General features: G+C 74.7%; 24 protein-coding genes. 15 read left to right on the forward strand and 9 right to left on the reverse strand.

The window, feature by feature from the left end; translation table 11 throughout:
• Positions 1-59: 59 nt before the first annotated feature.
• From paaA to paaE, 5 genes are read left to right on the forward strand one after another with little or no spacing between them, the layout of a single operon-like run.
• Complete coding sequence (gene paaA, locus ABD353_RS13035; protein ID WP_425555148.1) at positions 60-1,016, forward strand: 1,2-phenylacetyl-CoA epoxidase subunit PaaA; 957 nt, start codon at positions 60-62, stop codon at positions 1,014-1,016.
• Positions 1,013-1,306 carry a 1,2-phenylacetyl-CoA epoxidase subunit PaaB gene (paaB, locus tag ABD353_RS13040; protein WP_030265759.1) on the forward strand — a complete coding sequence of 98 codons (294 nt, stop codon included), beginning with the start codon at positions 1,013-1,015 and terminating at the stop codon, positions 1,304-1,306. Before paaA ends, paaB begins: the two co-directional genes overlap by 4 nt.
• Positions 1,307-1,336: 30 nt before the next feature.
• Positions 1,337-2,218: a 1,2-phenylacetyl-CoA epoxidase subunit PaaC gene (gene paaC, locus ABD353_RS13045; RefSeq protein WP_344623704.1), complete on the forward strand. Its 882-nt coding sequence runs from the start codon at positions 1,337-1,339 to the stop codon at positions 2,216-2,218.
• On the forward strand, positions 2,212-2,709 hold the full coding sequence (gene paaD / locus ABD353_RS13050) for a 1,2-phenylacetyl-CoA epoxidase subunit PaaD (RefSeq protein ID WP_344623705.1): 498 nt from the start codon (positions 2,212-2,214) through the stop codon (positions 2,707-2,709). Before paaC ends, paaD begins: the two co-directional genes overlap by 7 nt.
• Entirely contained in the window at positions 2,710-3,777 is a 1,068-nt protein-coding gene (paaE, locus tag ABD353_RS13055) for a 1,2-phenylacetyl-CoA epoxidase subunit PaaE (protein ID WP_344623706.1), read from the forward strand.
• An 84-nt stretch (positions 3,778-3,861) separates the two neighbouring features.
• Here the strand turns inward: paaE and ABD353_RS13060 are convergent, their stop codons facing one another.
• Both ABD353_RS13060 and ABD353_RS13065 read right to left on the reverse strand, forming a co-directional pair.
• Positions 3,862-5,025: an FAD-dependent oxidoreductase gene (locus ABD353_RS13060; RefSeq protein WP_344623707.1), complete on the reverse strand. Its 1,164-nt coding sequence runs from the start codon at positions 5,023-5,025 to the stop codon at positions 3,862-3,864.
• A 221-nt stretch (positions 5,026-5,246) separates the two neighbouring features.
• On the reverse strand, positions 5,247-5,618 hold the full coding sequence (locus ABD353_RS13065) for a YbjQ family protein (RefSeq protein WP_344623708.1): 372 nt from the start codon (positions 5,616-5,618) through the stop codon (positions 5,247-5,249).
• A 99-nt stretch (positions 5,619-5,717) separates the two neighbouring features.
• Here ABD353_RS13065 and ABD353_RS13070 point away from each other — a divergent pair, with 99 nt between their 5' ends.
• From ABD353_RS13070 to ABD353_RS13085, 4 genes are all read left to right on the forward strand, one after another.
• Entirely contained in the window at positions 5,718-6,191 is a 474-nt protein-coding gene (locus ABD353_RS13070) for a hypothetical protein (RefSeq protein ID WP_344623709.1), read from the forward strand.
• Between the two features lie 113 nt (positions 6,192-6,304).
• Positions 6,305-7,225 (forward strand): hypothetical protein, encoded by a 921-nt coding sequence (locus ABD353_RS13075; RefSeq protein ID WP_344623710.1) that lies wholly within the window; start codon positions 6,305-6,307, stop codon positions 7,223-7,225.
• Between the two features lie 30 nt (positions 7,226-7,255).
• Positions 7,256-7,966, forward strand: coding sequence for an aminoacyl-tRNA hydrolase (locus tag ABD353_RS13080; protein ID WP_344623711.1), 711 nt, complete (start codon positions 7,256-7,258; stop codon positions 7,964-7,966).
• Between the two features lie 3 nt (positions 7,967-7,969).
• Positions 7,970-8,125 (forward strand): hypothetical protein, encoded by a 156-nt coding sequence (locus tag ABD353_RS13085; RefSeq protein ID WP_344623712.1) that lies wholly within the window; start codon positions 7,970-7,972, stop codon positions 8,123-8,125.
• A gap of 132 nt (positions 8,126-8,257) precedes the next feature.
• On the opposite strand, the gene ABD353_RS13090 is transcribed toward ABD353_RS13085, so the two are convergent.
• From ABD353_RS13090 to ABD353_RS13100, 3 genes are all read right to left on the reverse strand, one after another.
• On the reverse strand, positions 8,258-9,217 hold the full coding sequence (locus tag ABD353_RS13090) for a DMT family transporter (RefSeq protein WP_344623713.1): 960 nt from the start codon (positions 9,215-9,217) through the stop codon (positions 8,258-8,260).
• 196 nt (positions 9,218-9,413) lie between these two features.
• Complete coding sequence (locus ABD353_RS13095) at positions 9,414-10,151, reverse strand: hypothetical protein (protein WP_344623714.1); 738 nt, start codon at positions 10,149-10,151, stop codon at positions 9,414-9,416.
• A complete protein-coding gene (locus tag ABD353_RS13100; protein WP_344623715.1) occupies positions 10,148-11,056 on the reverse strand; it encodes an ABC transporter ATP-binding protein in 909 nt (302 codons plus the stop codon). Before ABD353_RS13100 ends, ABD353_RS13095 begins: the two co-directional genes overlap by 4 nt.
• 130 nt (positions 11,057-11,186) lie before the next feature.
• Here ABD353_RS13100 and ABD353_RS13105 point away from each other — a divergent pair, with 130 nt between their 5' ends.
• Both ABD353_RS13105 and ABD353_RS13110 read left to right on the forward strand, forming a co-directional pair.
• A complete protein-coding gene (locus ABD353_RS13105; RefSeq protein ID WP_344623716.1) occupies positions 11,187-12,353 on the forward strand; it encodes a sensor histidine kinase in 1,167 nt (388 codons plus the stop codon).
• Positions 12,350-12,997, forward strand: a complete 648-nt coding sequence (locus tag ABD353_RS13110) for a response regulator (protein ID WP_344623717.1) — start codon at positions 12,350-12,352, stop codon at positions 12,995-12,997. The genes ABD353_RS13105 and ABD353_RS13110 overlap by 4 nt, the downstream gene beginning before the upstream one ends.
• Before the next feature lie 15 nt (positions 12,998-13,012).
• On the opposite strand, the gene ABD353_RS13115 is transcribed toward ABD353_RS13110, so the two are convergent.
• The 3 genes from ABD353_RS13115 to modA all read right to left on the reverse strand — a co-directional run bounded on the left by ABD353_RS13115 (position 13,013) and on the right by modA (position 15,918).
• Positions 13,013-14,074, reverse strand: a complete 1,062-nt coding sequence (locus ABD353_RS13115) for an ABC transporter ATP-binding protein (RefSeq protein WP_344623718.1) — start codon at positions 14,072-14,074, stop codon at positions 13,013-13,015.
• Between the two features lie 217 nt (positions 14,075-14,291).
• A complete protein-coding gene (locus tag ABD353_RS13120) occupies positions 14,292-15,062 on the reverse strand; it encodes an ABC transporter permease (protein ID WP_344623719.1) in 771 nt (256 codons plus the stop codon).
• Positions 15,063-15,090: 28 nt separating this feature from the next.
• Positions 15,091-15,918 (reverse strand): molybdate ABC transporter substrate-binding protein, encoded by an 828-nt coding sequence (gene modA, locus ABD353_RS13125; protein WP_344623720.1) that lies wholly within the window; start codon positions 15,916-15,918, stop codon positions 15,091-15,093.
• A gap of 222 nt (positions 15,919-16,140) precedes the next feature.
• Between modA and ABD353_RS13130 the strand changes: the two genes are divergently transcribed.
• Together ABD353_RS13130 and ABD353_RS13135 are read left to right on the forward strand one after the other, a co-directional pair.
• Positions 16,141-17,208: an RNA ligase (ATP) gene (locus ABD353_RS13130; RefSeq protein WP_344623721.1), complete on the forward strand. Its 1,068-nt coding sequence runs from the start codon at positions 16,141-16,143 to the stop codon at positions 17,206-17,208.
• A 114-nt stretch (positions 17,209-17,322) separates the two neighbouring features.
• Positions 17,323-18,669, forward strand: coding sequence for a cytochrome P450 (locus ABD353_RS13135; protein ID WP_344623722.1), 1,347 nt, complete (start codon positions 17,323-17,325; stop codon positions 18,667-18,669).
• Between the two features lie 105 nt (positions 18,670-18,774).
• On the opposite strand, the gene ABD353_RS13140 is transcribed toward ABD353_RS13135, so the two are convergent.
• Positions 18,775-21,531, reverse strand: a complete 2,757-nt coding sequence (locus tag ABD353_RS13140) for a cellulose binding domain-containing protein (RefSeq protein WP_344623723.1) — start codon at positions 21,529-21,531, stop codon at positions 18,775-18,777.
• Positions 21,532-21,909: 378 nt separating this feature from the next.
• Between ABD353_RS13140 and ABD353_RS13145 the strand changes: the two genes are divergently transcribed.
• Together ABD353_RS13145 and ABD353_RS13150 are read left to right on the forward strand one after the other, a co-directional pair.
• Positions 21,910-22,707: an MHYT domain-containing protein gene (locus ABD353_RS13145; protein WP_344623724.1), complete on the forward strand. Its 798-nt coding sequence runs from the start codon at positions 21,910-21,912 to the stop codon at positions 22,705-22,707.
• Between the two features lie 60 nt (positions 22,708-22,767).
• Positions 22,768-25,043 (forward strand): sensor histidine kinase (locus ABD353_RS13150; RefSeq protein ID WP_344623725.1); only part of this gene is annotated, 2,276 nt, incomplete at its 3' end.

The raw sequence follows: 25,043 nt of genomic DNA on the forward strand, positions 1-25,043 counted from the left end.
CCTTGTCAGGCCGGGGTCCGGCCGTACAGAATGGGACCGACCGAACGGTCAGTCGGGAGGTGGGTGGAGTGACGGCGACGGAGCTGAACGAGGCGACCCTGGAGGGGCGCTTCGACGCTGTGGTGGGTGCCGAGCAGCGGATCGAACCGCGCGACTGGATGCCGGACGCCTACCGGGCGACCCTGGTCCGCCAGATCGCGCAGCACGCGCACTCGGAGATCATCGGCATGCAGCCGGAGGGCAACTGGCTCACCCGGGCCCCCTCCCTGCGCCGCAAGGCGATCCTGCTCGCCAAGGCGCAGGACGAGGCCGGCCACGGCCTGTACCTGTACGCGGCCGCCGAGACCCTCGGCGTCGACCGGGCCGAGCTCACCGAGAAGCTCATCAGCGGCCGCCAGAAGTACTCGTCGATCTTCAACTACCCGACGCTGACCTTCGCCGACGTCGGCGTGATCGGCTGGCTGGTGGACGGCGCCGCGATCTGCAACCAGGTGCCGCTGTGCCGCTGCAGCTACGGCCCGTACGCCCGGGCGATGGTCCGCATCTGCAAGGAGGAGTCCTTCCACCAGCGGCAGGGCTACGAGCTGCTGATGACGCTGATGCGCGGCACCGACGCCCAGCGCCGGATGGTGCAGGACGCGGTCGACCGCTGGTGGTGGCCGTCGCTGATGATGTTCGGCCCGCCGGACGACGACTCCCCGAACAGCGCCCGGTCGATGGCCTGGCGGATCAAGCGGCACTCCAACGACGACCTGCGCCAGCGCTTCGTCGACATGACCGTGCCGCAGGCCGAGCACCTCGGCGTCACCCTCCCCGACCCGGCCCTCAGCTGGAACGAGGAGCGCGGCAGCTGGGACTTCGGCGAGCCCGACTGGTCGGAGCTCAAGAAGGTGATCACCGGGCAGGGCCCCTGCAACGCGCAGCGCGTCGAGCGCCGCCGGGCCGCCCACGAGGACGGTGCCTGGGTCCGCGAGGCGGCCCTGGCGTACGCGGAGAAGAAGCGGAGCGCACAGTGAACGCGAACCGGGCCGGCTGGCCGCTCTACGAGGTGTTCGTCCGCCCGCGGCGCGGCCTGAACCACGTCCACGTGGGCTCGCTGCACGCCGCCGACGACCGGATGGCGCTGCTCGCCGCCCGCGACCTCTACACCCGCCGCAACGAGGGCGTCAGCCTCTGGGTGGTGCCCTCCGCCGCGATCACCGCCTCCACCCCGGACGAGCAGGACCCGTTCTTCGCCCCCAGCGGCGACAAGGTCTACCGCCACCCGACCTTCTACGACATCCCCGAGGATGTCCCGCACATCTGAGCCCGCTCCGTCCGACCAGGGGATGCCGACATGACCGACGACCACGTGTACCTGACGCTCAGCGAGGCCGGGCCCGAGCCCGAGGGCGAGGCCCGCTGGGCGTACGGCACCGGCTTCGCCGACCCGCTGCTCGGCGTCGACACCGCGCTGCCGGACGGCGTCGAGGGCGCCGACCTCGCCGCGTACTGCCAGATGCTCGGCGACGACGCCCTGGTGCTCTCCCAGCGGCTCATCGAGTGGTGCACCCGGGCGCCCGAGCTGGAGGAGGAGGTCGCCCTCGCCAACCTCGGCCTCGACCTGCTCGGCCAGGCCCGCCGGCTGCTCACCCGGGCCGGCCAGGCCGACGGCTCCGGCCGCACCGAGGACGACCTCGCCTACTGGCGCGAGGACCACGAGTTCCGCAACGTCCGGCTGGTCGAGGTGCCCAACGGCGACTTCGCGCACACCGTCGCCCGGATCCTCGCCTTCGCCACCGCCCGGCAGGCCCTCTACCAGCGGCTCGTCCACCACGCCGACCCGGTGCTCGCCGCCGTCGCCGCCGCCGGCACCAAGGAACTCGCCTACCACCGCGAGTGGGCCCAGGAGTGGCTGCTGCGCCTCGGCGACGGCACCCCGTACTCGCACGAGCGGATGCAGGCCGGCCTCGACGCCGTCTGGCCGCTGCTCGACGAACTCTTCACCCCGCACCCCGTCGAACTGCGGCTCGGCACCGACCCGGCCGCCCTGCGCGAGCCCGTGCTGGCACTGCTCGCCGACGACATCGCCGAGGCCACCCTCACCGTGCCGGACGCCGCCCCGCTGGCGTACGTCGGCGGCCGGGCCGGCCGCGACGGCGTCCACACCGAGGACCTCGGCCCGCTGCTCGCCGAACTGCAGGTCGTCGCCCGCGCCCACCCGGGGGCGACATGGTGACCACCACCACCCGCGCCTGGGAGGCGGCCGCCGCCGTCACCGACCCCGAGCTGCCCATGCTCACCCTCGCCGACCTCGGCGTGCTCGCCGGCGTCGAGGAGAGCGGCGACGCCGTCACCGCCTGGCTCACCCCCACCTACTCCGGCTGTCCCGCCGTCGCCGAGATGGCCGCCGACGTGGACGCCCGGCTGCGGGAGGCCGGCTACACCGACGTCACCGTGCGGCTGCGCCTCGACCCGCCGTGGTCCACCGACCTGATCAGCGACGAGGGCCGCCGCAAGCTCGCCGAAGCCGGCATCGCACCCCCGGCCGCCGGCGGGCCGCCCCCCGGCGGTGTGCTGCGGCTCGGCCCGACCCGCCGCGCGGTGACCTGCCCGCAGTGCGGTTCCACCGACACCGAGGAGCTCTCCCGCTTCGGCTCCACCGCCTGCAAGGCGCTGTGGCGCTGCCGCAGCTGCCGCGAGCCGTTCGACCGGATCAAGGAGATCTAGATGGCCGTCCGCCGCCCGACCTTCCACGAGCTGCACATCGCAGCCCTGGAACCGCTCTGCGAGGACGCCGTCGCGGTCACCTTCGAGGTGCCGGACACCCTCGCCGAGGACTTCGCCTTCCGGCCCGGCCAGACGCTCACCCTGCGCCGCATCGTCGACGGCGCCGACGAGCGCCGCTCGTACTCGCTCTGCTCGCCCGTCGGCGGGTCGCTGCGGATCGCCGTGCGGGAAGTGCCCGGCGGGCTGTTCTCCCGCTGGCTGGTCCGCGACGCCCGGGTCGGCGAACCCGTCGAGGTGATGCCCCCGACCGGCCTGTTCACCCCCGAACTCGACGAGCCCGCCGAACACGTGCTCATCGCCGCCGGCTCCGGCATCACCCCGATGCTCTCCATCGCCGGCTCCGTGCTCGACGCCCACCCCGGCTCCCGCGTCACCCTGCTCTACGGCAACCGCCGCAGCGACACCGTCATGTTCTCCGACGAGCTCGCCGACCTGAAGGACCGCCACCTCGGCCGCTTCCAGCTCGTCCACGTCCTCTCCCGGGAGAGCCGCGACGCCGAACTGCTCAGCGGCCGCCTCGACCCGGACCGGATGAAGGCCCTGATCGGCGCCCTCCTCGACACCCCCGAGGTCGACCACTGGTGGCTCTGCGGCCCCTACGGCATGGTCGTCGGCGCCAAGCACCTGCTCACCGAACTCGGCGTGCCCGCCGACCGGGTCCACCAGGAGCTCTTCCACGCCGAGGACGAGCCCGAGTACGAGCGCGGCGAGGAACAGCCCGTCTCCGGCGACCTCAGCGAGGTCACCGTCGTCCTCGACGGCCGGTCCAGCGTGCTCGCACTGCCCCGCGACCGCTCGGTGCTGGACGGCGCCCAGCGCTCCCGCCCCGACCTGCCGTTCGCCTGCAAGGGCGGCGTCTGCGGCACCTGCCGCGCGCTGGTCTGCGACGGCGAGGTCGAGATGCGGCGCAACTTCGCCCTGGAGGAGAAGGAGGTCGCCGCCGGCTACGTCCTCACCTGCCAGGCCCGCCCCGTCACCGACAAGGTCACCATCGACTTCGACCGGTAGGAGCTTTCCGGAGCAGGGCAGCTCGTCAGGGGCGCGTGGGGCCACCTCCCGGCCGAAGGCCGGGGGAGAACTGCGCGGTAGGGATCAGGGGTTGGCCCGAAGCGTTGTGACGCCCGCCCTCGGACTGCGCAGTTCCCCACGCCCCTGGGGAGTTGCCCACGGCGCTCCTGAGTGGCCGACTCCGAGCAGTTCGGCGATGGCGTTGGCTGCTGTGCGGCCGGCGCGGTTGGCTCCGACGGTGCTGGCGGAGGGGCCGTAGCCGACCAGGTGGATCCTCGGGTCGGCGGCGGCGCGGGTGCCCTCCATCCGGATGCCGCCTCCGGGCCCTCGCAGGCCGAGCGGCGCCAGGTGCGTCACCTCGGGCCGGAAGCCGGTCGCCCAGACGACGGCGTCCACGTGCTCCTCGACGCCGTCCCAGACGGCGCCGTGCGCGGTCAGCCGGTCGAACATCGGCCGGCGTTCGAGCACGCCCAGCTCCTCGGCCCGCCGGTACGCCACCGACGGGCCGAGCCCGGTCACGCTCACCACGCTCCGCACCGGCAGGCCCTCCCGGACCCGCTGCTCGACCAGGGCCACCGCGGCCCGCCCGGCCTCTGGGGTGAACGGGCCGTCCCGGTAGACGGGCGGCCGCCGGGTCACCCACACCGTCTCCGCGACGGCGCCGACCTCGGACAGCACCTGGATCGCGGAGGCGCCGCCGCCGACCACCATCACGCGCTGCCCGGCGAACTCCTCGGGTCCGCGGTAGTCCGCGTAGTGCAGCTGCCGGCCCTCGAACCGGCCGGGGTAGTGCGGCAGGAACGGCCTGGTCCAGGTGCCGGTGGCGTTGACCAGGGCCCGTGCCGTCCAGTCGCCGCGGTCCGTCTCGATCCGGAGCCGGCCGTCCGGCAGTGACCGGACCGCCCGCACCCGTACCGGCCGCAGCACGGGCAGTGCGTGCTTCGCCTCGTAGGCCGCGAAGTATCCCGGGACGACCGTGTTGGCCGGTGCCTGCGGGTCGACGGCGGGAAGTTCGAAGTCCGGCAGGTCGTGGAAGCCGTGCACGGTGGCCATCCGCAGCGAGGGGGAGCGGTGTGCCCAGGCGCCGCCCGGGGCGGTGTCCGCGTCGAGCACCACGAAGCCGCGGTACGGCTCGAAGCCGCGCCGCCGCAGGTGGTACGCGGCGGACAGGCCGGCCTGCCCGGCGCCGATCACCGCGACGTCCACCTCGCGCGGCACGTCCCAGGTCGTTTCGCCTTCAACGGTCATGCCTGTGGAACATTGCACAAGCCGCACATGTTCCGGCAGGCACGCCGACGGCCCGGCCGCGCCGGGTGGGGGTCTCGGGCGAGGGGACGATCCGGGCGGCGGTGCCGACGTCGGCGGCCTGCGTGACGTCGAGGCGGAACATCAGCACCGCGTTGCGCCGTGCGCGGCACGCCGACGGACCGGACCCACCCGTCCGGCGGGACCGGGCCGTCGACGGAGGGTCAGCCGAGGGGGACGATCCGGGCGGCGGTGCCGTAGGCGCAGACCTCGGTGCCGACGTCGGCGGCCTCCGTCACGTCGAAGCGGAACATCAGCACCGCGTTGCCGCCGCGGGCCTTGGTCTGCTCGATCAGCCGGTCCATCGCCTGGTTGCGGCTCTCCACCAGGGTCTTCGTCAGGCCGCGCAGCTCGCCGCCGACCAGCGACTTCAGCCCCGCGCCGATCTGCGAGCCGATGTGCCGGCTACGCACCGTCAGGCCGAAGACCTCGCCGATCACGTGCTCGACCCGGTGCCCGGGCACGTCGTTGGTGGTCACCACCAGCACCTCGGCGTCCGGACGCTGCCCGCCGCCGTACTCGTCGATGTTTCCCATGCCCCCCACCATCGGTGACGGGCCGCGGGAAACCGCCCCGGCTCGCCGGTGGGCGCCCGATCCTCGTCCGATAGGGTCCTCCGCCATGGGAGTCCCACCGTGCTGAAGGCCGTGCTGCAGGGCATCGGCCTCGGGCTGCTCGTGATCGTCGCGGCGGTCGGCGGCACCGTCGCGTGGCTGTCGCGGCCCGGCGCCGGCGAGTACCCCTCGCGCACCGCGGACGCCCGGCTCGACCGGCTCGCCGGCGACCCCCTGCTCGACGCCCTCGCCACGGCGCTCGGCAGCACCGCCGCGGCGCGGAGGTGGCCCTGCCGGGACACCCCGCACGGCCGGATGCCGCCCATGGTCACGGCCGACTACACCGGCCCGCGCACCGCACTCGCCGAGCGGCGGCTCCACGACCTCGCCGCGCAGACCGGCTGGCGGCACGAGACCACCACCGGCGGCGGCCCGTGGTCCTCCGTCGGCCTCACCAAGTCCTTCGACGGCTGGCGCAGCAGCGCCACCGTCACCGTCGAGCCGTCCGCCGTGCACGTCGAACTGGACGCCTCCGAGGACGACGGCTGCCCCTGAGGGCCACCACCGGCCCACCGCCGGGGCGGCGCCCCGGCGCGCGCCGCCCACCACGCGGAAGAAGGTGGCGGACACCGGTGATTCCGGGGCCACCCTGGCCGTACTGTAGGCGCATGGGCGAGCGAAGCGATCATCCGCAGGGGCCGGGCGCGGCGGAGGACTCCGGCGCGCAGGAGATCGAGGCGACGGTGGTGCTCGGGATCCGCATCACCGACTGGCCGACACTGCGCGCCGCCGCGCTGGCGGCCGTCGACGAGCTGGACTTCGACGGGGCCGACCCCGTCGGGCAGCGCAGCGAACTGCTCCGCGAGGTCGCCGACGACCCGAACGCGGCGCTCGGCGTGCTGCTCCACCCGGACCGGCTGGTCGCCGCCGTCCCCGGCATCGAGGCGCTCGGCGGCACCCTGGAGATCAGCGTCACCGACGACTTCGCCCCCGACTTCGCCGAGCTCTTCCCGCTCGACGGCGAGGACGGCGAGGGCGCCGACTGGACGCTCACCCCGCGCACCGCCTGTCTGCTGCACACCCAGCTGGTCGGCCTCGCCGACGCCGCCTACGACGACCTGGAGGAGCACGAGGACGAGCCCGTTACCGAGGGCGACGAGCCCGACTGGACGGTCTACGCCCGGCTGCCCCGCCGCACCTGGTCGATGCACCGCACCTGGCGCCGGGCCCTCGCCCGCACCTTCGACGACCTCGCCGAGGACCTCTCGCTCGGCGAATGGCCGCTGCCCCGCTGCCTCGCCGAGGAGGTGGCGCTGCGGATGGCCCTCGCCGACGCCCGCAGCCTGCTCGGCGCCCAGCCCGAGTCCGTCGCCGACATGATGGGCGACCTGCCCGCCGACCTCTACGACTACGACTGGGACGGCTGCGCCGACGAACTCTTCGGCGTCTACGGGCCCGACGAGGGCGACCCCGACCTGGAGACCGCCGACCGGATCGACCAGCTGCTGGCCGCCACCCACCCCGAGGGCTGGTTCCTCGGCTACGAGGACGCCGAGGAGCGCGACCCCCAGCGCGGATACCGCCGCTGACGCCGCAGCGGCTGCTGGCATGCTGGTGGGGTGAGTTCTCCCTTCGCCGCCCCGAGCACCCCCGACGAGCCCGTCGACCGCGACAGCAAGGAGCAGTACGTGCTGCCCCTGGTCGTCCGGATCGAGCGGGCCGACCCGCCCGCCCGCACCGACGCGCTGGAGACCTCGGCCCGCGCCGTGCTGACCCTGCTCGCCGACCCCCGGGTCACCGACGGGGACGGCGAGTGGGCCGAGCGGGTCGCCGCGTGGGAGGACGCCCGGATCCGCAAGGTCGTCCGGCGGGCCCGCGGCGGTGAGTGGCGCAAGGCCGGCGAACTGCCCGGGATCACCGTCACCGGCGCCACCGCGGAGGTCCGGGTCTTCCCGCCCGTCCCGCTCGACGGCTGGCCGAAGGAACTCGCCAAGCTCCAGGTCTCCGGCACCGACTTGGACGACCCCGAGGCGCCCGCCGCCCCGGCGGGGGGGCTGCCGGTGCTCTGGCTCAACCCCGACCTGGAGATGAGCGCCGGCAAGACCATGGCGCAGACCGGCCACGCCGCCCAGCTCGCCTGGTGGCGGCTGGACGACACCCGTCGCAAGGAATGGGCCGAGAGCGGCTTCGCGCTCGCCGTCCGCACCGCCGCCCCCGAGGACTGGGCCGCCCTCACCGAGAGCGGCCTGCCCCTCGTCCGCGACGCCGGATTCACCGAGATCGCCCCCGGCAGCTGCACCGTCGTCGCCGACCACCCCGCTCTCCGGTAGTCCGTGCTCGACTACGACGGCGAGGCCGCGACCTACGACGCCACCGCCGCCGGCCCGGACGGCAGCGCCCGACTCTGCCGTGACCTCGCCGCCCTCCCCGACCAGGACCGCCCCCGCCCGCAGCCCCGCTACCGGCTGCTGGCCCTCGAACGCGGCTGACATGCGGCCGAGAGGTGGAGGGAACCGCGCGATCCGGGGTGCGGCCGTCAGGGCGGCACGGGCGAGCCGTGATCCGTACGGCGGCCCGCATCCGGACCGCGCAGTTCCATGCGCCCCTACGGGGCGGATCCCTCAGGCCGGGCGGGGGCGGGCCGCCGGGCGGGCCTCGGCGACGGCCAGTCCGGTGACCGAGGCCAGCAGCACGGCCGTGCCGGCGGCCGTCGCCGTGGTCAGGTGCTCGCCCAGCAGCAGGACGGCGATCCCGGTCGCGCTGACCGGTTCGATCAGCGCGATCACCGAGGCCGTGGTGGCCCGGACGACCGCGGCGCCCGCGAAGTACAGCGCGTAGGCGAGGGCGGTGGGCACGGAGGCCAGGTAGACCAGCAGCAGCACCGTCCGGCCGAGGCCCGCGGACTGCGGCAGCACCCCCTCGGCGAGGGCGAACGGCAGCAGGCAGACCGCGCAGACCGCGAACGACCACAGGGTGGTCGCCGACGGGCTCTGCGACTCCCCGGCCCGGCCCAGCCGGCGGGTGTACAGGGTGATGCAGCCGTACCCGGAGGCCGACACCAGCGCCCACATCACCCCGGCGGGCCGGACCTCGCCGCTGCCGCCGTCCCCGAGGACGAGGACGGCCAGTCCGGCCAGCGCCCCCGAGACGGCCACGACACCGGCGCCGCCGAGGCGCTCGCCCATGGTCAGCCGGGCGCCGACCGCGACCAGGACCGGCGCCGACCCGAGGGTCACCACGGTGGCCACCGCCAGGCCGGTCTGCTGGACGGCGACGAAGTACGCGGCCTGGAAGACCGTCAGCCCGAGGCCGTTGACGGCGATCCGGACGACCCGGCGGCGCAGCGGCAGCACCGCGCCCGCCAGCACCCGCCGGTCACCGCGCCGGCGCCCGGTGCAGGCCCGGACGGCCAGCAGCAGGACGACGCCGCCGACGGACCGCCAGAAGGTGAGGGCGAGCGGGCCGAGCCCGCTGCCCTGGTACAGCAGCGCGGCGGCCGCGCCCGCGGTGCCCCAGGCCGTCGCGGAGAAGGTGATGTAGAGCAGGCCCCGGCCGACGGGCAGGGCGGAGGGGGTGGACATGGGTGTTCTCCCACAGAAGAGGTCGGTCGCGTGGTCCCGTCCGCGGGCAGCGCCGACCGCCCCGGGGCCTCACCCCGGAGTCACGGTCTTCCGTGGCCTCGCCGCCCGCTCAGGCGGCGGGAGGTGGCAGAACAGCCAGATGCATGGCAGCCACCCTATCCGCCGGCCCGCCCGTCCCCGCCGTGGGCCCGCCGGGTCAGGCGTCGTGCCGTCGCAGCGAGACCAGCCCGCCCCACGCGGCGGCCGCCGCCCAGAGCGCCATCACCAGCAGGCCCGTCCAGTGGCCGTAGGGGACGGCCGGGTCGGCGCGGTAGCTCATCGCGTACAGGCCGGCCCGGTCCGGCAGGAAGTACGCCGCCTCGCGGACCCCGGGCACCGCGGTGAGGAAGGTCGTGCCGAGGAAGACCGCGGGCGTCAGCAGTCCCATCGCCGCGGTGAGGTTGCGCAGCATCGCAGTGGCGCCGAGGCAGATCACCAGCAGCAGCGGGTGGTACAGCACACCGGCGACGATGCTGCGCACCGCCCCGGGCTGCCCGAGGTCCAGGCCCACGGTCGCGGAGGTCGCCAGGTGCGCGCCGGCCACCGAGAGCAGGCCGACGACCAGGCCGACCCCGGTGCCGAGCAGCAGCTTCCCCGCGTAGAACCGGCCGCGCCGCGGCACCGCCGCGAGTGAGGCCCGCACCGTGCCGGAGGCGTACTCCTGGCCGATCAGCAGGATGCCGCTGCAGACCACCGCGACGTGGCCGAACAGCAGGCCGTAGTAGATGCCGACGGCGGGGTCGTCCTCCAGCGAGGTGTCGACGCGGCCGTACGCGGCCTGCACGGCGGCGGTGATGCCGGTGGTGAGCAGTACCGCGAGCAGCGGGGTGATCCACTGGGAGCGCAGCGTGGTGAACTTGACCCACTCCGCGCGCAGGGCGAACGCCGCGCTCATGCCGCCACCGCCCGGTACTCCACCGCGTCCGCGGTCATCCGCATGAAAGCCTCCTCCAACGAGTCCTGCAGCAACGACAGTTCGTACAGGGCGACACCGTGCCGGGCGGCCAGCGCGCCGATCTCCTCCGGGGCGGCGCCGGAGACCTCCCAGGCGCCGCCCTCCACCGGTTCGGCCGCCGTGCCCGAGGTGCGCAGCAGGTCGGCCAGCTTCAGCGGGTCGACGGCGCGCACCCGGACCCTCGTCCGCCCGTGCTGCGCCAGGAAGGCCTCGGTGGACAGGTCGGCCAGCAGCCGGCCCCGGCCGACCACCACCAGGTGGTCCGCGGTGAGCGCCATCTCGGCCATCAGGTGGGAGGAGACCAGCACCGCCCGGCCCTCACCGGCGAGGCCGCGCAGCAGGGTGCGGATCCACCGGATGCCCTCCGGGTCGAGGCCGTTCACCGGCTCGTCCAGCAGCAGCACCGGCGGGTCGCCGAGCAGGGCGGCCGCGACCCCGAGCCGCTGCCGCATGCCGAGCGAGAAGCCCTTGATCCGCCGGTCGGCGGCCTCGGCCAGCCCGACCTGCTGCAGCACCTCGTCGAGCCGGCGCCGCGGCAGGCCGTTGCTCGCCGCGAGCCAGCGCAGATGGCCGCGGGCCGTCCGGCCGCCGTGCACCGCGTGGGCGTCCAGCAGGGCTCCCACCCGGCGCAGCGGCGCCTCCAGCTCGGCGTACGGGCGGCCGTGCACCAGCGCCTCGCCCGCGGTCGGCCGGTCCAGCCCGAGCACCATCCGCAGCGTGGTGGACTTCCCGGCGCCGTTCGGGCCGAGGAAGCCGGTCACCCGGCCCGGCTCCACCCGGAAGTCCAGTCCGTCCACGGCCGTCGTCGCGCCGTACCGCTTGGTCAGGTTCCTGACCTCGATCACCGTCGTACCTCCCCTGGTCGATGCCTCCAGCCAACCGGGCCGGCGGCGCCGGGGGATCCCGCCCGGGAGTGGACCGTCTCCCTCCCGGGAGGGAGGCGGCGCACCGCGCCGGGCTGGGAGGATCGGTGCCGTGCCCCGCTTCCTCGCCCCGCTGCTCCGGGCCGCCACCTACGCGCGCTGGCTGCACCTGCTGATCGGCACGGTCTTCGTCGGCGTCGTCCTGCTCGTGTACCCGGGCATCGAGCCCGGCCAGTCGCTGCTGGAGACGGTGGCCCTCAGCGCCGCCCTGGATGCCGCGCTGCTCGGACTGGCGGCGATGCTCCCGGCCACCCGGCGGGCCGAGGGCGTGCAGGCCCGGCTGCTGCTGGTGCCCGACCGGGAGGAGTCCATCGGTGCCGCACCCTCGGCGAGTTGGACCGACCGCGGCCGGACCGCCGGCTGGCTGGTCACCCGCACGGCACTCGGCTTCGCGGTCGGCCTGGCGACCGTCCGCGCGCTGGACCTGGGTACCCGCCTGCTGGCCGCCCCGCCGTACGGGCCATTGCTGCTGCCGGTGCTCGTGTTCGCCCTGCTCTGGCTGGTGGTGCTCGCCGGACGGCTCCAACTCGCCCTGGCCGTGCGGCTGCTGGGCCCCTCGGCGGCGGACCGGCTGGCCGCCGCGGAGCTGCGCGCCGAACGCCTGCTGGAACGCAACCGGCTCGCCCGGGAGTTGCACGACTCGATCGGCCACGCCCTCACCGTCACCGTGCTGCAGGCCGGCGCCGCCCGGGAGGTCGCCGACCCGGCCTTCCGGGAGAAGGCCCTGGAAGCGATCGAGACCACCGGCCGGCAGGCCATGGAGGACCTGGAACGGATGCTCGTCCTGCTCCGCGAGACCCCCGACGGTGCCGCCGCCGAACGGCCCGGACTCGACCGGGTGCCCGCGCTGTTCGACGCCGCCCGGGCCGCGGGGAGCCCCGTCCAGGCGGCGGTCGACCCGGCGCTCGCCGCCCGGCTGCCGGGCGTCGTCTCCCGCGAGGCCTACCGGATCGTCCAGGAGGGCGTCACCAACGCCCTCAAGCACGCGCCCGGCACGCCGATCCGGGTCCGGGCCGCGGTCGACGCCGGCCGGCTCGACCTGCACTGCGCCACCGCCCTGCCCGCCGGCGGACACCGGCAGGGCCGCACCGGCCGCGGCGGCCGGGGACTGCGCGGAGTCCGGGAGCGGGCCGTGCTGCTCGGCGGGGCGGCCGAGGCCGGCCGCAGGGACGGTGACTGGGTGCTGTCCGTCAGCCTGCCGATACGGTTGGCCGAATGATCGACATCCTGCTGGTGGACGACGAGGAACTCGTCCGGACGGGGCTGCGGGCCGTCCTGGAGGCCCAGGGCGACCTGCGCGTGGTGGGGGAGGCGTCGGACGGCGCCGAAGCGCTCGGCCTGGTCCGCTCGCTGCGGCCGCACGTGGTGCTGATGGACGTCCGGATGCCCGAGGTCGACGGCCTCACCGCGACCCGCGCGATCCTCCGCGACACCGACGCCCCGCCGCGGATCCTCGTCCTCACCACCTTCGAGAACGACGACTACGTGTACGAGGCGCTGCGGGCCGGCGCCGCCGGGTTCCTGCTCAAGCGGGCCCGCCCGGCCGAGATCGTGCACGCCGTCCGGCTGGCCGAGGCCGGAGATTCGCTGCTCTTCCCCGCTGCCGTCCGCCGGCTCGCGGCCGGCCGGAACGACGCCGGGGCCGCCGCGGCCCTGGCCCGCGCGGCGCTGACCGCCCGCGAGGCCGAGGTGCTGCGGCTGATGGCCCGCGGCCTGTCCAACGCGGAGATCGCCGCCGAGCTGGTGCTCGGCGTCCAGACCGTCAAGACCCATGTCAGCGCCGTCCTCGGCAAACTCGGCGCCCGCGACCGCACCCAGGCCGTCGTCACCGCCTACGAGTCCGGCTTCGTCACGCCGGCGTGAGCGGCGGTCCCGGCATCAGGCCGGGTAGGCGTGGGTCTGGGCGGCCTTGACGGTGGCCCAGACCTCGCGGCCGGGGGCCAGGTCGAGTTCGGCGGCGGCGCCGGGGGTGAGGTCGGCGGCGAGCGGGAGCGGGCCGGTGAGGTCGACCCGGATCCGGTCGCCGTGCAGGTCGAGGCCGGCGACGGTGAGCGGCCAGGCGTTGCGGGCGCTGGAGTCGGGGCGGCCGCGGTGCAGGGTCACCGCGTCCGGCGGGAAGGCCACGAACGCCTGGCCGGTGAGCTGTTCGGTGGTGGCGAGGGCGGTGCCGTCCGGCAGGGTGACGGTGCGTCCGTCGGCGGTGCCCCGGTACAGGTTGAGGCCGACCAGGCGGGCGATGTAGTCGGTGCGCGGGTGCCGGGCGATGTCCGCGGGCGTGCCGGACTGCACCTCTCGGCCGTCCTCGATCACCACCAGCCGGTCGGCGAGCACCATGGCGTCCAGCGGGTCGTGCGTGACGAGCACCGCGACGGCCTCGAACTCGGCGAGGTGCCGCCGCAGTTGCGCCCGGACGTCGAGCCGCGTCCGGGCGTCCAGGGCGGCGAGCGGCTCGTCGAGCAGCAGCAGCCGCGGCCGGACGGCGAGCGCCCGGGCCAGCGCCACCCGCTGCGCCTGGCCGCCGGAGAGGCTGCGCGGGCGGCTGGCGGCGTGCTCGGCCAGCCCCATCCGCTCCAGCCAGGGCCGGGCGGCCTCCCGGGCGGCGGCCTTGCGCAGGCCCCGGCAGCGCAGGCCGAAGGCGATGTTGTCGAGCGCGCCGAGGTGCGGGAAGAGCAGGTAGTCCTGGAAGACCACGCCGACCGGGCGCTCCTCGGCGGGGGTGTGCAGGCCGGCCGCCGGGTCCTCCAGCACCGTGCCGTCCAGGGCGAGCCGGCCGTCGGTGAGCGGCAGCAGCCCGGCGAGGGCGCGCAGCGCGGTGGACTTGCCGGCGCCGTTCGGCCCGAGCAGGGCCAGCACCTCACCGGGGGCGGCCGTGAGCGAGAGGTCGAGCGAGAACGCGGCACGGTCGACCCGCAGCCGGGCGTCCAGGGCGGGCGGGGTCATCTCGGCCCTCTCGTTCGGATCTCGTCGGATCGGCGTGCGGTGGCGGGCGCCCGGCCGGGCGTGCCGGCGGATCGGCCTCGTGCCGGACCGTACGTGGACGATCCGCCGGTGCGTCCGGGGTGGGGGCACCTCCCGGCCCCCTCGGGGCCGGGGGAGATGCCCGGCGTCGCGCACCCGGCGAGATCCGAGCGAGGGGGCCCTGGGCTCCGGGGGTGGGTCACGGCGTCGACATCCAGCGTTCCCGCAGGCCCGCGAGGACGGCGATCGACACCGCGAGCAGGACGAGGCTGAGCGCGATCGCCGCCTCCGGCTCGGACTCCATCGCCAGGTAGACGGCGAGCGGCATGGTCTGGGTGCGGCCCGGGAAGTTGCCGGCGAAGGTGATCGTGGCGCCGAACTCGCCGAGCGCCCGCGCCCAGGCGAGCACCGCGCCGGCCCCGATGCCCGGGGCGATCAGCGGCAGGGTGACCCGGCGGAAGGCGGTGAGCCGGGAGGCGCCGAGGGTGGCCGCGGCCTCCTCGTAGCGCGGGTCGGCGGCGCGCAGCGCGCCCTCCACGCTGATCACCAGGAACGGCATGGCGACGAAGGCCTCGGCGAGCACCACGCCGGGCGTGGTGAACGGCAGGGTGATGCCGAAGGCCGAGTCCAGCCAGCGGCCGACGATGCCGTTGCGGCCGAGGACGAGCAGCAGGGCGACGCCGCCGACCACCGGAGGCAGCACCAGCGGCAGGGTGACCAGGGCCCGCACCAGCCGCCGGCCGGGCAGCTCGGTGCGGGCGAGCAGCCAGGCCAGCGGCACTCCGAGCACCAGCGACACCCCCGTGGCCGCCGTTGCGCAGATCAGCGAGAGCCTGAGCGCCTGCCACACCTCGGGGCTGGAGAGCTGCTCGGGCAGTGCGCTCCACGGCGCGCGCACCAGCAGTCCGACCAGCGGCAGGACGAGGAAGGCCAGGCCCAGCAGGGCCGGCAGGAGCAGGGCGTACGGCACCCGCCCGCCGTCGCGGCCGGAGCGGGCGTCACGGCGCCTGGAAGCCCGCGGCGGTGAGGGCCTGGGCGGCCTCGGCGGACCGGATGTACGCGACGAAGGCGGCGGCGGCCGGGGCGTTGGGCGCCTTGGCCAGCGCGGCGATCGGGTAGTCGTTCACGGCCTTGGCCGCCTCGGGGAACTCCACACCGTCGATCTTCGCAGCATCGGCCTGCACATCGGTCCGGTACACGAGCGAGGCGTCGACCTCGCCGAGCTCGACCTTGGTCAGGGCGCCCTTGACGTCCTGCTCCAGGGTGACGGGGGTGATGTTCACCCCGCCGGCCTGGAGGGCCTTCAGGGCGGCGGCGCCGCAGGGCACCTCCTTGGCGCACAGCGCGACCTTGACCCCGGAGAGGTCCTTGAGGCCGGTGATGTGCTTCGGGTTGCCCTTGGGGACGGCGATCTCCAGCGTGTTCCGCACGAACACCTGGGGCGTGCCCTCGGCGGCCTTGGCGTCGCTGACGGTCTTCATGGTGGCCGGGCTGGCGGCGGCGAAGACGTCCGCGGGGGCGCCGGAGACGATGCTCTGGGCGAGCGCCGAGCTGCCGCCGAAGTTGAAGGTCACCTTCACACCGGGGTTGGCGGCCTCGAACTTCTTGCCGAGCGCGGTGAAGGTCTCCTTCAGCGAGGCGGCGGCGAAGACGGTCAGGTCGCCGGAGACCTTGGCGGCCGAGGACGGGGCACCCGCGGAGGCGGCGGAGGACGCCGGTGCGGCGTTGCTGCTCGAGGTGCCGCTGCTGCCGCAGGCGGTGAGGCCGGCGGCGAGGGCGACCGCGGCGAGGGCGGCGACGGCGGAACGGCGTCTTGCGGTGCTCATGGGGTTCCCCTTCTGCCGCGCCGCTGGGAGGCGCGGAGGTGCGGTGACAACGGCGATCATACTGTCGTAGATGCGGGCCGCACGTCCCCTGTTTCATCGCACAGGCCAGCATGTGGGCGCCCCGGCTCTCGCATGTGCGATGCCCCGGGCCGAAAATCCCTGGCCCTGCCGCCGGGCCGCCGCCAGAGTGTTCCCCGTCGTATCGAACGGGGAGGGACACCGATGTCCACACTGCGCGTCACCGCGGAACACCTGACCATCCTGGAGCACCCCAACGCCGACGCCCTGGAGCTGGCGCAGATCGGCCTGTACCGGGCGGTGGTCGCCAAGGGCGCGTACCGCACCGGCGAGACCGCGGTGTACATCCCCGAGCAGGCCGTGCTGCCGGCCGCCCTGATCGAGGAGCTCGGACTGACCGGGCGCCTGGCCGGCTCCAACGCCGACCGGGTCAAGGCCGTCCGGCTGCGCGGCGAGCTCTCGCAGGGCATCGTCTGCCGCCCGGGCGAACTGGCGGACGTCGACCTGGCCGCCGCCGCCGAGAGCGGCGAGGACTTCGCGGAGCGCCTCGGCATCACCAAGTGGCGCCCGCCGATCCCCACCCACATGAACGGCGACGTCGAGGCCGCCCCCGACCTGCTGCCCTGGGTGGACATCGAGAACCTCAAGCGCTTCCCGACCGTCTTCGAGCCCGGCGAGCCCGTCGTCGTCACCGAGAAGGTGCACGGCAGCTGCTGCCTGGTCACCTACCACGCCGAGTCCGGCGAGGTGCAGGTCTCCTCCAAGGGCATCGGCGCCCAGGGCCTCGCCCTCAAGGAGGACGACACCAACCTGTACTGGCGGGCCGTGCGGGCGCACGGCGTCCCCGAGGTGGCCGCGGCCCTCGCCGAGCGGATCGGCGCCAGCCGGGTCGGCGTCTTCGGCGAGGTCTTCGGCGCCGGCGTGCAGGACCTCTCCTACGGCGCCTCCGGCCGCACCGAACTCCCCGGCTACGCCGTGTTCGACGTGTCGGCCGTCGTCGACGGGCAACTGCGCTGGCTCGACGCCGCCGAGGTGCTCGGCGGCGAACTGCCCGTGGTGCCCGAGCTGTGGCGCGGCCCCTACGACCAGGCCGTGGTGCTGGAGCTCGCCGACGGCCGGGAGACCGTCTCCGGCAAGGAGCTGCACATCCGCGAGGGCGTCGTCGTCCGCACGCAGGCCGAGCGGTACAGCCCCGTCACCGGCGGCCGGGCGATCGCCAAGGCGGTCGGCGGCGCCTACCTCACCCGCAAGGGCGGCACCGAGTACGAGTGACCCGGGCCGGGTGTGTGTGCGGATCGTCACGTCCGGTCCGCACGCACGCCCTACTCTCCTGACGACCACTCAGTCACTATGGAAACAGGAGAGATCCGACCCGAGGGGGACACTGTGCAGGCCACCACCCGGACACCCGGCCCGACGGGGCTGCCGCTGATCGGCTCGATGCTCGACCTGACCAGGGACCCGCTCGCCGCCTACCTCGCCGCGCACCGCGAGCACGGCGACGTGGTGCGCTTCACCGCCGGGCCGCCCGGCCTGCGCGTCGAGTTCTACATGGTGTTCTCGCCGGAGGGCGCCCAGCAGGTGCTCGCCACCCGCGCGGCCGACTTCCGCAAGGACAACACCATGTACGAGGAGGTCCGGCTCAGCCTCGGCAACGGCCTGCTCACCGCCCAGGACGCCGACTACCAGCGCCAACGCCGGCTCGTCCAACCACTGTTCACCAAACGCCGGGTGGACGGCTACGCCGACGCGATCGCCCAGGAGTCCGCCGCCCTCGTCGAACGCTGGACAGCCGTGCCCGGCGGCGTCGTCGACGCCGCCGAGGAGATGTCCGGCTTCGCGCTGCGGGCCGTCGCCCGGATCCTCTTCGGCACCGACGTGGAAGAGGCCATCGGCGCCGTCCGTCGCTCCTTCCCGGTGCTCGGCGCGTACGTCCGCGACCGCGGCTTCGCCCCCGTCCGGATCCCCCGGCAGTGGCCCACCCCCGGCAACCGCGAGGCCCAGGCCGCCGAACGCGAGCTGTACGCCGTCTGCGACGCCATCATCGCCCGCCGCGCCGGACAGGACTCCGACGACCTGCTCGGACTCCTGGCCGCCGCCCGCGGCGAGGACGGCGAACGGCTCGACCCGTCCGAACTCCGCGACCAGGTCCTGATCTTCCTGCTGGCCGGCCACGAGACCACCGCCACCTCGCTCGCCTTCGCCCTGCACCTGCTCGGCAAGCACCCCGCCGAACAGAAGCGCGCCCGCGAGGAAGCCCTCGCCGTGCTCGGCGACCGGCCGCCGCAGGCCGACGACCTCGCCGCCCTGCCCTACACCACGGCCGTGCTGAAGGAAGCCATGCGGCTGTTCCCGGCCGCCGCGGTGATCGGCCGCCGCGCGGTCGCCGACAGCGAGATCGGCGGCGTCCGGATCCCCGCCGGTGCGGACGTCCTCGTCTCCCCGTACGTGACGCACCGCCACCCCGGGCACTGGGAGGAGCCGGAGCGCTTCGACCCGGAACGGTTCACCCCGGAACGGGAGGCCGGGCGGCACCGCTACGCCTGGTTCCCGTTCGGCGGAGGGCCGCGGGCCTGCATCGGCCAGCACTTCTCGATGCTGGAGTCGGTGCTGGCACTGGCCGCCGTCCTGCGGGAGTTCGAGGTCGAGACCGTCGACACCGAGGTCCCGCTCGGCCAGGCCATCACCCTGGAGGCCCGCGGCCCCGTCCGCATCCGCCTCACCCGGAGGTAGGTGCAGGCGCACATGGGCCGTGCCCCTGATGGGTTGTCCCGGCGTGAGGGGTGTGCCGACAGGGGCGCGGGAGTTGGCCCCACGCGCCCCTGGTTCAGCTGTCGCCTATGTGACGGTGCAGGGGGTGTTGTTGAGGGTGAAGGTGGCGGGCTTGGTGTTGGTGCCCGTCCAGGTGCCGTTGAAGCCGAACGAGGTGGTGCCGCCGTTGGCCGGGAGGCTGCCGTTGTAGGCGAGGTTGGTGACGGTGACGTCGGCGCCGGTCTGGGTGACGGCGCCGTTCCAGAGCGAGCTGACGGTCTGGCCGTTGGCGAAGGACCACTTCAGCGTCCAGCCGTTGACCGCGGTGCTGCCGGTGTTCTTGACGGTCACGTTGGCGCCGAAGCCGCCGCCCCACTGGCTGCTGACCGCGTAGGTCACCTCGCAGGAGGAGCCGGGGTTGGGGCTGCTCGAAGGCGAGGACGACGGTGAGGCAGACGGTGACGGCGAGGCCGGGTTCGAGCCGGAGGCCGAGGCGGAGGGCGACGGGGAGACGGTGGTCACCGCGGAGGTGTCGCCGACGATGATGCCGCGGCCGTTGGTGGAGACGTACACCCGGCCGTAGACCCGCGGGTCGCCGGTGATCGCGGCGCCCGTCCAGCCCCACTGGTGGTTGTCGTCGTTGATCCGCACCCAGCTGGCCCCGGCGTTGTCGGAGCGGAAGATGCCGCGGACGCCGCCGATCTGGGCGCTGGTGTAGAGCGCGGGGTAGGAGGTGCCGGTCGCGGCCTTGCCGAAGCCGATGCTGTCGGCCTTGTCGACACCGGCGAGGCGGGTGAAGGAGGTGCCCGAGTCGGTGGAGTGCCACAGGCCGTAGGTGGCGTCGTCGGCGCCGCCGGCGAACCAGATGTCGCCCTCGGTGGTGGTGAGCGCCTTGAAGCGGACGTTGCCCTTGGCCGGCAGGCCGGTGGCCGCGGTCCTGGCGAAGGTGGCGCCGCCGTCGGTGGAGAGGTAGAAGGCCCCGGCCGCGTAGCCGTAGAACTTCTTGGGGTTGACCCGGTCGGCCTGGACGCTCGCGCCGGCCGGCAGGCCGCTCGCGGCCGTCCAGGAACTGCCGCCGAAGGCGCCGGCGACGGGGGAGGCGCCGCCGGGGGACCAGACGACCCGGGTGCCGTCGGCGGAGAGCGCGACGGTGCCGCCGGAGGTGATGCCGCTCGGCTCGCTGCTCGCCGCGTACCAGTTGGCGCCGTTGTCGTTGGAGAAGGCGATGTGCTTGTCGGTGGAGCCGCTGGAGGTGTTGCCGACCCGGACGACGGTGTTGCCGTTGGTCTGGGCGAAGTCCAGGGCGGTGGTGGTGCCGTGGTTCGGCGACTGGAACATCATCGCCGGGGTGGTGGTCAGCGAGGTGTGGCGGAAGCCGCCGATGTCGCCGAGGGCGCTGATGAGCGGGGCGCCGGTGGGCGGGCTGATCAGGTCCTGGACGGCGGTCTCCTCCAGGCCCTCGACCATCGGCTTGACGGTGATCTTCGAGCCGGCGTCCCAGGCGGTGAGGTCGTCGGTGCCGTAGAGGGTGGCGCCGGTGCCGTACATCATCCGGTCGGAGTTGAACGGGTCGATCTCCAGCGACTCGGTCATCCAGCCGAGCTTGGGCGTCTCCTCCGGCGGCGAGGGGTGGTTGCCCCAGCTCAGCCACGGGGAGGTGGTGGTGTCCAGGGTGTAGTGGTCGACCCGGTTCGGGTAGCCGTTGTACTCCCAGATCGGCTTGAAGGTCGCGCCGTAGTCGGTGGAGCGGTAGATCTGGGTGTCCGGCCACCAGGAGCTGTAGCCGGTCACCATCACCACGTTGGGGTGCTGACGGTCGACCGACAGGCCGCTGTAGCCGAAGTAGGCGCCGGAGTCGGAGGACTTGACCGGGCTGATCTGCAGCCAGCTGCCGGCCTTGGTGTCGTACCGCCAGACGTCGCCCTTGGCGCCGTCGTACGGGCCGCCGGTGTCGCTGGTGGCGAGGTAGAGGTAGCCGTTGACACTGTCGAGCACGCCCTTGTGCGGCAGGAAGCCGGTGGGCTGGCCGGCCAGGCGGGTCCAGGTGGCGCCGCCGTCGGTGGAGCGGTAGACGTTGTTCTCCTTGTCGGCGACGCCGACGTAGACCGTCTTGGTGGCGGCGCCCGCGGCGGCGCTGGACTTGTCGAAGGTCACCCAGAGCACGCCCGGGTTGGAGCTGAGGTAGCCGCTGGTGTCGGTGGGGTCCTGCTGGTAGTTGCCGGCGTTGGGGAAGGCGGTGACCTTGGCCCAGGTGGCGCCGTAGTCGGTGGACTTCCAGAGGCCGTTGCCCTCGGGTGCGCCGAAGTAGACGATCCGGTCGTCGTTGGGGTCGACGGCGAGCCGCTCGCCCATGCCGCGGCCGGGCATGTTGCCGCCGATCTTGAACGGCATGGTGGTGCGGGCCCAGGTCTTGCCCTTGTCGGTGGAGCGCAGGACGGCGCCGTTGTTCGGGTCCCAGCTGTTGGTGTAGTTGCCGGCCGCGACGTACACCCGGTTGGTCTGCACGGGGTCGGTGGCGAGCGAGGCGACGCCGGTGAGGTTCCAGTCGTTCCAGCCGACCGAGTCGAGCAGCGGGATCCACTTCTTGGTGGCCGGGTCCTGGCGGTAGGCGCCGCCGATGTCGGTGCGGGCGTAGACCAGGTCCTTCTCGGTCTGGTTGAAGACGATGCCGGGGACGAAGCCGCCGCCGTCGACCCTGGCGTTGCTCCAGGTGTAGGTGTCGGAGGTGGCCTCGGTGGCGGCCGTGGCGGTGCTGTGCAGGCCGGACAGCCAGGACACCGCCAGGCCGCAGCTCACCGCCAGCGCCGTGACGGCCGTCCGGGGACGGGAGAGGACAGGGGGCATGGGGGAACGGACTCCTTCGCGGGCCCGCGAGGGGTGGGGAGAGGGCCACCACGGTCGACGCGACCGTGGGGAGGGATGCCCCCGCGCAACGGGTGGGGCGCGTCGTGCGGGCCGTCGTGGCGTGACCCTAACCGCGCCGGTGCGCGGGCAGAAGGGCGGCGTACGAGCCCTGTCCGCAACCGGACATGACGGAACATCAGTCATTTCGGCACACGGGGTCCGCCCATTCGAGCACACCCGCCGGGTTCGACGGGCAGCTTTTCACATCTTCCGGTGACCATTTGTGAACGCTGGGTAGCGTCCACCGCATCCGAGAAGCCCTTCGCACGTGCGAACGGCATATGACCGACCGTCCGGTCACGTCCTTCGGAGGCCCTGATGGGAACCATGAACCACGTCAGCTTCGGCTGGCCGACCCCGGCACTGTCGTACCTGATGGCCTGCGTCGGTGCCGCGCTCGGGCTGCGGTGCACCCTCCGGGCGCTGTCCGCGAGCGGGCCGTCCCGCCGCAACTGGCTGCTCACCGCCGCCGCCGCGATCGGCTCCGGGATCTGGACCATGCACTTCGTCGCGATGTTCGGCTTCACCGTCGAGGGCACCGAGCTGCGCTACGACGTCCCGCTCACCGTGCTCAGCCTGCTCGTCGCCGTCGTCGTCGTCGGCCTCGGCGTCTTCACCGTCGGCTACGGCCGGCACCGCGGCCGCAGCATCCTGCTCGGCGGCCTCACCACCGGCATCGGCGTCGCCGCCATGCACTACCTCGGCATGGCCGCACTGCGGCTGCACGGCACCGTCGAGTACGCCCCCGCCACCGTGGTGCTGTCCGTCGCCATCGCCGTGGGTGCCGCCACCGCGGCGCTCTGGGCCGCCGTCGCCATCCGCACCCTGGTGGCCGCCGGCGGCGCCGCCCTGATCATGGGCGTCGCGGTCAGCTGCATGCACTACACCGGCATGGCCGCCGTCCACGTCCACCTGGACCCGGCCCGCACCGACCTCGGCGGCGCGACCCCGATGCAGTTCGTCTTCCCGCTGGCCGTCGGCCTCGGCTCCTTCCTCTTCCTCACCTCCGCGTTCGTCGCACTGTCCCCCACCGCCCAGGAGCGCGCCGCCTACCGCGAGGCCGGCGAACTCGCCATCGAGGACCTCGGCACCGCCGACCTCGACCGCGCCGCCTAGGACCGCCCACCACGGTCACGGGCGCCCCTGACGCCACCGCTCGAAAGGACCCCGCGCCCCATGCGAGCAAGCCGCGGCACACCGCGCACCGCACCGGCCACCGGGCCGAGCTCCGCCGGACACAGCCCCGGCCCGACCGGGCCCGCCGGCCGGCACCGCGGCCCACAGGCCCGGGAGGAGGCCGCCGACGCCCACGGCCACCCCGCACCGCCGGCGGCCCCGGCCCGCTCCGGCGGGCTGCGGCTGCGCCCCCGCACCGTCCGCGCCAGGATCGTCGCCCTGCTGATGGTGCCGGTCGTCTCCGTGCTGGCGCTCTGGTCCTTCGCCACCGTCACCACGGCCCGCGGCGTCTGGGACACCCTGCACCTCAAGGTCGTCACCCGGACGGTGCTCGACCCCGTCGCCGCCACCGTCACCGGCCTGCAGGCCGAACGCACCGCCGCCGGGCAGCTGCTGGCCGGCGGGCCGCCCGGCCGGGAGAACGCGCTGCGCGAGGCCGCCGCCGCGACCGACCGGGCCGCCGCCCCGCTGCACCTCGCCGACGGCTACAACCGGGCCGACGCCGAGGGCCTCGGTGACGAGACCGCCGGCCGGGTCGACGAACTCACCGCCGCCGTCGCCGCCCTGCCCGCGCTGCGCGCCAAGGTCCTCCAGCACCAGGCCGGCTGGCCCGAGACGTACGCCGCCTACACCGCCGCGATCGACCGCGCCCTGGAGGTCACCGGTTCGGTCACCGCCCTGCAGGACCACCGGGTCGCCTCCGACGCCCGGGTGCTGCTGGAGTTCTCCCGGGCCCGCGAACTGCTCGCCCGGGAGGACAGTCTGCTGCGGGCCGGCCAGGCCGCAAGCCGTCTCGACGAGCCCCAGCGGCGCGACTTCGGCGCCGCCGTCTACGCCCGGCGGCTCTTCGAGCAGACCGCCTCGCGTGACCTGCGCCCGGCCGACCGCTCCGCCCTGCAGGCCGTCACCGGCGGCGCGGACTACCGCGAACTCGCGCGCCTGGAGGACGCCGTCCGGGACGCCCCCGACGGCCGCGGCGCCCTGCAGGCCGCGCCCGCCGACCGCTGGGCGGACCTCGCCGACGCCACCGCCCGCGGCCTGGCCGACGTGGAACGGGCCGCCGGCAGCGCCGCCGCCGAACGCTCCGACCCGTACGCGCTCGGGCTGTTCACCCCGGCCGGGCTCGCCGTGCTGCTCGGCCTCGCCGCCGTGCTCGCCTCGCTGCTGATCTCCGTCCAGATCGGTCGCGGCCTGGTCACCGAACTCGTCCGGCTGCGCAACTCCGCCCTCGAACTCGCCGGCGGCACCCTGATCGCGACCATGCGGCGGCTGCGCGCCGGCGAGGAGATCGACATCGCCGCCGAGGCGCCGCGGCGGCCGCACGGCGGCGACGAGATCGGCCAGGTGCACGGCGCCCTCGGCCGGGTGCAGCGGGCCGCAGTCACCGCCGCGGTGGAGCGCGCCGAGGTGCTGTCCGGGGTGTCCGGCGTGTTCGTCAACCTCGCCCGGCGCAGCCAGGTGCTGGTGCACCGCCAGCTCACCCTGCTGGACGCGATGGAGCGCCGTACCGAGGACCCGGCCGAGCTGGCCGACCTCTTCCGCCTGGACCACCTCACCACCCGGATGCGCCGCCACGCCGAGGGCCTGATCATCCTCTCCGGGGCGGCCCCCGGGCGGGCCTGGCGCAAGCCCGTCCCGCTGATGGACGTGGTGCGGGCCGCCGTCGCCGAGGTCGAGGAGTACGCCCGGGTCGAGGTGCACCGGCTGCCGCCCGCGGCGGTCTCCGGGCAGGCCGTCGCCGACCTCACCCACCTGGTCGCCGAACTCGTCGAGAACGCCACCGGCTTCTCGCCGCCGCACACCAGGGTGCACGTCCGCGGCGAGCAGGTCGGCAACGGCTACGCCGTGGAGATCGAGGACCGCGGCCTCGGCATGGGCCCCGAGGCGATGGCCGACGCCAACCGCCGGATCGAGGCCTCCGAGCAGGTCGACCTCTTCGACAGCGACCGGCTCGGCCTCTTCGTGGTCAGCCGCCTCGCCCGCCGGCACGGCGTCCGGGTGTCGCTGCGGCCCTCCGCGTACGGCGGCACCACCGCCGTGGTGCTGCTGCCGACCGCCCTGCTGGAGACCGGGTCACCGGCCGGTCCGGCCGCCGTGACGGAGCCGGCCGCCGACGCACGACCGGAGGCGGCCCCGGCTCCCGCTGCCGCCCCTGCCCCTGCCGCCGTCCCGGCCCCGGAGCCCGAGCGGCAGGACCCGCCGGCCGTCCGCCCGCTGCCGACCGCCGCGCCCTTCGGCGCCCTCGGGGACGACCCGGGCGGGGTGCGGCCGGCGGC

It is taken from the genome of Kitasatospora arboriphila, assembly GCF_039528095.1.
GTDB classification, from domain to species: Bacteria; Actinomycetota; Actinomycetes; order Streptomycetales; family Streptomycetaceae; genus Kitasatospora; species Kitasatospora arboriphila.